The following is a 6,966-nucleotide window of genomic DNA, read 5'->3' as shown; positions in this document are numbered from 1 at the left end:
GGCACTGCCACCGTTACATCAGAAGCGCAGGTCCGCGCGCAGGTACCAGTAGCGGCCACGCGGGATGTCGTAGGTCGAGGCGTCGTAGCCGTTCAACGAGCACGACAGGCAGATCGGCGGATCCTTGTCGAACACGTTGTTCAGGCCGGCCGTCAGCTGCAGCCCCTTCATCCAGTCGATCTTGTAGCCCACCTGCATGTCGTGGAAGGTGGTGGCCGACAGTGTGTTGGTGCCTGCGGCCTGGTCGCTGCACACCGGGAAGGCAGCAGCATCGCCGCAGTTTTCGGTCAGCTCGGAGATGTGCCGTACGGTCCAGTTGGCACTCCAGCGGTCCAACGTCCAGCCGATGCTGGCATTGCTGGTCCATTCCGGAATCGAACTGTCAGCCACTTCCAAACCCGGCTTCTGCGGCTGCTTCTGCCCGGCCGCGCCGGTGGCCTCGTAACGCCCGACGAAGGTGTTTTTCCAACCCAGCTTGAACTGGCCGATGGAGGTCTGCGGCAGGGTCCAGAACAGGTCCACGTCCCAGCCATCGGTCTTGATCGACCCCAGGTTGGTCAGGCGGTTGTTGAAACTGCTGACCGCACCGGTGCTGGCACGGGTGATGCCATTGCAGTAGATCGGGTCCAGCGTATCCACGCACAGGTCCAGCTGGGTCTGCGCGTTGATCGCCTGGATCGCACCGTCGATGGCATGGCGGTAGAAGGTCACCTCCACATCGAAGCGCTCCGACCACGAGGCGTTGTTGCCGAACCACGGGCTCCACACGAAACCGGCACTGAAGCTGCGCGATCGTTCCGGCTCCAGCTCGCGGTTGCCGCCGGTGGTCACCGAGATCTGCGAGTTGGCCTGCTGGAAGCCGGCCGGCACGCCCAGCGTGGCACAGTTGGCCGCGCTGCCACGCGGCGGCGTGCCGCCCAGGCCCACCGAGCACGGGTCGAACAGCTGCAGGTCGGCACGCGCCGCCGAGCCGTACAGTTCACCGATCGACGGTGCGCGGAAGCCCTCGGCGTAGGTGGTGCGCAGCACGAAGTCATCGGTCACCTGCCAGCGCAGGCCGTACTTGGGCGTGAACTCGCCACCGAAGGTGGAGTAGTCCGAATAACGACCGGCCAAGCTCAGGTCAAGTTTCTTGCCGAACGAGGAATCGGCGAAGATCGGCACGCTCAACTCCAGGTAGGCCTCGTTGACGTCGTAGGAACCGGAGGTCGGCTGCGACGGCACGCCGTTGTAGTGGCCGATCACCGTCAGCGGATCGGGCTGGTAGGAGCCCTTGTACTTGCGGTACTCGAAGCCGGTGGCGAAGGATACCGGACCGGCCGGCAGCGAGAACAGCTCGCTGGACAGGTTGGCGGTGAACAGGCTCAGTTCGTTCTGGCTGCGGTCGCGCACCACCGGCTGGATCCACTTCAGCATGTCCGGGGTGATCGAACCGACGCCGCCGAAGATGTTCAGCGGCACGCAGCCCGGCGTGGCCGCACAGACGGACGGATCGCCCAGCGCCATGTTCACCTTGTAGATGTCATAGCTGCCGTAGTTGGTCTGTTCGGCCTTGTTCTTGCTGTACATGCCGTTGACGTCCCAGTACCAGCTGCGGTCGGCGGCATGGAAATCACCGACCAGGCCGGTGGCGAAGTAAGTGGTGTCCACTTTCTGCTTGAACACGCGCGCACCGCCTTCCACCGGGCGACGACCGATCAGGCTCATGTTGTCGCCGGAAACCAGATCGAAGCCGAACGGGTTGTACGGATTCAGGCGCGAGACCACGATGTTGTCGGCCAGCAGATTGCCGGTGGCGCCATCGGGGCCGAAGAACAGCGGCTCCGGGCCGGCCTGGTTGGTCGACTCACGACGGTTGCCCAGTGCCTTGACGTACCACTGCACGTTGTCGGTGATGTCGAAGCGGAACTGACCGAACAGGCCTTTGCGCTCCGACGGCGTCAGCACCATGTTGTATTCGGCGAAGTTGAAGCGGTCGGCGGTGGTGAAGCAGTGGTAGTCATCCGTGCGGCTGCAGCCGGCGCTGCCGTCGTAGCGCGGATTGCTCACGCCGGTATTGGGCACGATGTTCTGCACCGCACCGGTGTTCGGGTCGGTGAACATGAAACGGCCCTGTGGAATGCCGCCGCTGCCGAAGGCCAGGCCGGTGCCTGGAATCGGGAAGCGCGACTGCTCGCGGTCCTTGGCGAACACCGGGTCCTGCTTGGTCCAGCTGGCACCCAGGAACAGACTGTAGCGGTCACCGCTCTTGCCCCAGGCCAGGTCCACGCCTTTCTGCGTGCCGTCGCCCTTGCTGTATTCACCGTAGTTCAGCGTTACCTGGCCGCCATCGAAATCGCGGCGGGTGATGATGTTGACCACACCGGCAATGGCATCGGAGCCGTACAGCGACGACGCGCCATCTTCCAGCACTTCGATGCGCTCGACGATGGCCAGCGGAATGGTATTGAGATCGGTGGCCGAGCCCACACCGGACGCCGACGATTCATTGACCCAGCGGATGCCATCGACCAGCACCAGCACGCGCTTGGCCCCCAGATGGCGCAGGTCCACCTGCGCCGAGCCGGCGCCCACACCGCTGCCATCCGGCGGGAAGCCGAAGTTGCCCGACGAGTTGAACTTGGCGTTGAGCGCGGAACCGGACCCGGTGAGCTGCTGAAGGACTTCGCCGATCGAGGTCAGGCCGGTGCGTTCGATATCACCGCGGGTCAGCGTCTGGATCGGCACCTGGCCTTCGACTTCAGCGCGCTTGATGCGGGTACCGGTGACTTCCACCGCATCCAGGTTGGTGGTGGATTGTGCAGCGGCACCCAACGGTGCCAGGGTCATCACGCACAGCGCGACGGCAGCCGCCAACGGGCGGTGGTGCAGGTGATTCATTCGCTCTCTCTCCAAAGGAATGTCGGGACATGGACTGCCGCGCCCCCCTGCATGGCGGCAGCGTCTCCTTTGTAAACAAGTGGTAAAAATCCCGGCGTGACGATCGACACTCTTTCACGCGGAATTGACGCAAATGCGGGCCGATTGCGACAGATGAATGCAACTAAAGACCGGACGGTACTGTTCACAGCAGGCAGCCTTGATGCCGGCTGCGACATGGATCTCTCAGCTTTCGCGCAGTTGGACAGTGCTCTTGACGACCCGTCCAACGACAATGCGCCTGCGTCATCGGCAGCATGATGATCGCCGCTGCCGTCGGGTTGATGGTATCGATCAGATCGCTTTCGAGCTGGAACTTACCAAGATGGCGAGTAACCCGTAGGGAGGGGGCCTTGCAGTGACGGACTGCAGATCGCCGAGATCACCGTGCGAACGTGAGGCACTCAATGGCTGCCCTTTCGGCTGCTGCCATCTTGATGACAGAGCCACATGCATCGACTTGCTTGAATCCTACGAAGCAAACTCAGACAACATTTAGGAATAGTTTGAAAATTGCCCGTCAGACGAATCTCAGGGGCCGACAAAGGTGAGACTGAGAACCCCAGTCATTCTCATGAGGCACAATTGTGAAAACAATCACCGTCATGATCCATGTCGCGATTGTCACGGCATTGCTTCTGTTCTCGGCAAGCGAATCGAGAGCAGGAGGCCTGATTGAATGCAACAACTGTGCATCTCCAAAGGATGCAGCCCTGCTGTCAGGCTCCGGGTTGGCGGTTGTAATGGACTTCGAGAGAGCCAGACTGAGCGCCTTCGAAGTTGAATATGACCGCGAGATCAGAAAGTGGCGCGCACTTTCGACACCGGTTCCCGCACAGATTCAAATGGCCTTCCTACGGATTCTGGATGCGACGTCAGCCTTTCGAGCGCCACCTGAAGAGGCCCACGCGATGGCAGGAGGCGGATCAGTGGTCGTGCTGCATCCAGACAACCCCGGAAACTCCAATGGAGTGAGGTTCCCCGAGTCTTACAAGTCCTCCAATACCTTTGACATCGTCTCCTCAGCCACACTGCGAACCCGACTTGGCCAGTATCTAGCCACAGAATTGGCAGGAGCCAATACGGGAAGCCCAACCTGGAACAGCATTGCGCTCTCGATTCAACAAGCGGCCCTGAACTGGGCAGGCCTCAAAGGTGGCGGATCCATAACAATAATGATCACATGGCGTGATGGGTCTAAGACGCTTTATCGAGTAACACCGGACAACGTTGCCGAAGCCAAGTATCAGAAGGGCGAAAGCCGCGACAGCACAGGCAACAAGGTTCCTGACGAATCCATCGCCGACCCGATCTCCGCCCCTTCGTACGCCGGACAATACTATTTCGGCCAGCATGGCGACCTGGACAACTGGGTCAGATCCGCACAGATGTATGGAGTCCCCGTCCAGCGCGGAAGCAGCAGCCGCATCTCGTGCAGTTGGGATGGTCGCACAGTCTACTGCCAGCAATACTGACACCCTCATCCGCCGCTCATGTCGCAATCTCCCCATGAGCGGCGGTTTAGATAGCGCTACCGCACGAACGCAATGCGCTCCATGCCGGTGGCCTCGGCGGCAGCCAGGATCCGCGCCATGCCTTCGTACTCGGCTGACGGATCGGTGGCGATGCGCAGCTCCGGCAGGTTGCCGGCATGTTCGCCCGCCTGTACCTGCAGGCGCGCCTGCAGCTCGCCGATCGCCATCGGCTGGCCATTCCAGCTGAGCTGGTTGGCAGCGTCCAGGCGCAGCTCGATCGGCGGTGGCGGTTCGGGACGGTCGACCACGCGATCGGTGGCCTGCGGCAACTGCACGGCAATCGGCCGGGCCACGATCGGTGCGGTCACGATGAAGATGATCAACAGCACCAGCATCACATCCACCAGTGGCGTGACATTGATGTCCGCCAGCGGGCCGCTTCTTCCTGCGCTACTGAACGCCATGTGCCGCTCCCTGCAGCCGGGCCGTTCGCCCAAGGTCGACACTACGGTGCCTGCGGACCTGCAAGGCAGTGCCCAGCGCTGTGGCATTCAGCTGCCGTTGCCGACCCATCGCGTGCACGCAATGCGAAACTGAATTCAGCCACCGCCCGCTATGCTCAGCGCCATGACCCGACGCACTTCAACTGCCCTGTCCCTGCTGCCCTTGGCCACCACGCTGCTGATCGGCTGCGCCAATGCCCAGTCCCTCGACGCCCAGAACGCGCAGCTGAAGGCCGCGATCGCAGCTGCCGAACGCGGCCAGTTCGACCCCGGCCAGGCCGCTGCGCTCAGCCGCCATCCGGCCTATGGCTGGCTGGAATACGCCAACCTGCGACGCAACATCGACACCGTCGATTCCGCGCAGGCGCAGGCCTTCCTCAAGCGCTATGACGGCCAGGCCGTGGCCAACACGTTCCGCAGTGTGTGGCTGCCCTCGGTCGCACGCCGCCAGGACTGGCCCACCCTGCTCGCCAACTGGGTTCCCACCGACAACGCCGGCCTGCGCTGTGCGCAGCTGACCGCACGGCAGGTGACCGGCAAGGTCGATCCGCAGTGGATAAGTGAAGCGCAGGACCTGTGGCGCAAGAACGGCAAGTCGCTGCCAGACGGCTGTGACGCCGTTTTCGCCGTGCTGCAGGCACAGGGCGGACTGAGTGACGCATTGCGCTGGGAACGCATCGATGCCGCCGCCGACGCCCAGCAGCCGGCCGTGATGCGCAGCGCCGCACGTGGCTTGCCTGCCACCGACCTGGCGCTGGCCAACAATTACGCTGCCTTTGTCGACAAGCCCAATGCCAGCGCATTGAACTGGCCGCGCAACGAGCGCAGCCGGCGCATCGCCACCGATGGCCTGGCCAAGCTGGCCAAGGCCGACCCGGGCGCCACCGAACAGCAGCTGCCGCAGTACGCGCAGGCGCTGGGCCTGAGTGCCGAGCAGCAGGGCCAGGTGCTGTACCAGATCGCGCTGTGGACGGTGGCTTCCTACCTGCCCGATTCGGCACGCCGCCTCAACGCGGTGCCGGAATCGGCCTATGACGAACGCCTGCACGAATGGCGCGTGCGCGAAGCGATGTCGCGCGGTGACTGGCCGGCGGCGCTGACCGCAATCCGCAAGATGGCCAGCAAGCAGCGCAGCGACCCGCGCTGGCGCTACTTCGAAGGCCGCATGCTGGAGAAGACCGGCCAGGCCCAGCAGGCGCAGCCGCTGTTCCGCGATGCGGCACGTGCACCGACCTTCCACGGGTTCCTGGCTGCCGACAAGCTGCAGCAGGGCTATACCCTGTGCCCCTGGAAGCCGAACGACAGCGCGCAGGCGCAGGCGGTGATCGCGCGCGATCCGGCCATCCAGCGTGCGATGGCGCTGTACCAGATCGATCGCGCTGGCTGGGCCGTGGCCGAATGGAACAGCGCGCTGTCGCGCTTCGATGACACCCAGCGCCGCCTCGCGGTACGCGTCGCGCAGGACAACGGTTGGTTCGACCGCGCCGTGTTCGCACTCGGCAAGCAGCCGCAGGAGCAGCGCCTGTACGACCTGCGCTTCCCGCTGCACCACGACGCCACCATCCGCCGCGAATCGGCTCGCAACGCGATCGATCCGGCCTGGGTGGCGGCGGAAATCCGCGCCGAGAGCACCTTCACCCCGCGTGCGCGCTCGCCTGCCAACGCCATGGGCCTGATGCAGGTGCTGCCGGCCACCGGTGCCGGCGTGGCCAAGTCGATCGGCCTGACCGGCTACGGCGGCGCCGACAGCCTGTACGACCCAGACACCAACATCGCCATCGGTACCGCCTACCTGCGCCAGCTGATGAACAAGTACGACGGCCTGCCGTACGTGACCATCGCGGCCTACAACGCCGGCCCGACCCCGACAGCACGCTGGCAGGGCCAGCGCCCGGGCTTTGACCCGGACCTGTGGATCGAGACCATCAGCTACAAGGAAACCCGCGAGTACGTCGCCCGCGTGCTGGCCTTCAGCGTGATCTACGACTGGCGCCTCAATGGTGATGCGCTGCCGCTGAGCGACCGCCTGATGGGCCGCCTGGTGGACAAGCGCAAGAGCTTCAGCTGCG

General features: G+C 63.8%; 5 protein-coding genes. 3 read left to right on the top strand and 2 right to left on the bottom strand.

Annotated features, from left to right (window positions below):
• Positions 1-18: 18 nt before the first annotated feature.
• Positions 19-2,829: a TonB-dependent receptor gene (locus N5J73_RS23695; protein ID WP_239508888.1), complete on the bottom strand. Its 2,811-nt coding sequence runs from the start codon at positions 2,827-2,829 to the stop codon at positions 19-21.
• Between the two features lie 147 nt (positions 2,830-2,976).
• Here N5J73_RS23695 and N5J73_RS23690 point away from each other — a divergent pair, with 147 nt between their 5' ends.
• Positions 2,977-3,180 carry a hypothetical protein gene (locus tag N5J73_RS23690; protein ID WP_152906702.1) on the top strand — a complete coding sequence of 68 codons (204 nt, stop codon included), beginning with the start codon at positions 2,977-2,979 and terminating at the stop codon, positions 3,178-3,180.
• A 326-nt stretch (positions 3,181-3,506) separates the two neighbouring features.
• Complete coding sequence (locus N5J73_RS23685; RefSeq protein WP_141097629.1) at positions 3,507-4,394, top strand: hypothetical protein; 888 nt, start codon at positions 3,507-3,509, stop codon at positions 4,392-4,394.
• A 56-nt stretch (positions 4,395-4,450) separates the two neighbouring features.
• Here N5J73_RS23685 and N5J73_RS23680 read toward each other — a convergent pair whose 3' ends face one another.
• The gene (locus tag N5J73_RS23680; RefSeq protein WP_049447804.1) at positions 4,451-4,858 is read right to left on the bottom strand and encodes a biopolymer transporter ExbD; all 408 of its coding nucleotides are present in this window, start codon (positions 4,856-4,858) and stop codon (positions 4,451-4,453) included.
• A 151-nt stretch (positions 4,859-5,009) separates the two neighbouring features.
• Between N5J73_RS23680 and N5J73_RS23675 the strand changes: the two genes are divergently transcribed.
• Positions 5,010-6,966: transglycosylase SLT domain-containing protein (locus tag N5J73_RS23675; RefSeq protein WP_279941364.1), on the top strand; the 1,957-nt coding region annotated here is incomplete at its 3' end.

The organism is Stenotrophomonas sp. GD03654 (assembly GCF_029845105.1).
Classification (GTDB): Bacteria; Pseudomonadota; Gammaproteobacteria; order Xanthomonadales; family Xanthomonadaceae; genus Stenotrophomonas; species Stenotrophomonas africana.
Note: the sequence above shows the minus strand (reverse complement) of the source record. Positions and strands in the feature narration are given on the sequence as shown.

What these genes read in the sequence shown, in the direction of transcription:
- N5J73_RS23695 (WP_239508888.1), bottom strand. Translation starts at nt 2,829, where the DNA reads ATGACCCTGGCACCGTTGGGTGCCGCTGCACAATCCACCACCAACCTG.
- N5J73_RS23680 (WP_049447804.1), bottom strand. Translation starts at nt 4,858, where the DNA reads ATGGCGTTCAGTAGCGCAGGAAGAAGCGGCCCGCTGGCGGACATCAAT.